The 250-nt window shown below is 59.2% G+C and carries 1 pseudogene; it reads right to left on the bottom strand.

The features are described from left to right. Nucleotides 1-237 (bottom strand): annotated as a pseudogene (locus SB764_RS43035) (glycosyl transferase family A); the annotation flags it as partial. Nucleotides 238-250: the final 13 nt, after the last annotated feature.

Here is a 250-nt window from a genome sequence, read left to right as displayed (position 1 = left end):
GCGGATGACCTTGTAGCGGGCACCGGCGGCAAGTGCGCGCACGTAAAGCTCATAGTCTTCACCGAGCCGTAGAGCCTCGTCATAACGCAATGCATGTTTGTCCAGAAAAGCGCGGCGTATCACTGGTTTGAGAAAACCTGTCTCCCCGCGCTCGACCCCGGGTCTGGAAATGTTGCCTTCCACGAATTCCGTCAGCGATAGAAAACGGGCCTGCGGTTCGAAGCGGGCAGGCTGCATGGAGGATGCCCCC

The organism is Paraburkholderia sp. SIMBA_027 (assembly GCF_046535315.1).
Taxonomy (GTDB): Bacteria; Pseudomonadota; Gammaproteobacteria; order Burkholderiales; family Burkholderiaceae; genus Paraburkholderia; species Paraburkholderia tropica.
The sequence above is the reverse complement of the archived record's forward strand: the minus strand, read 5'-3'. Positions and strand labels throughout refer to the sequence as shown.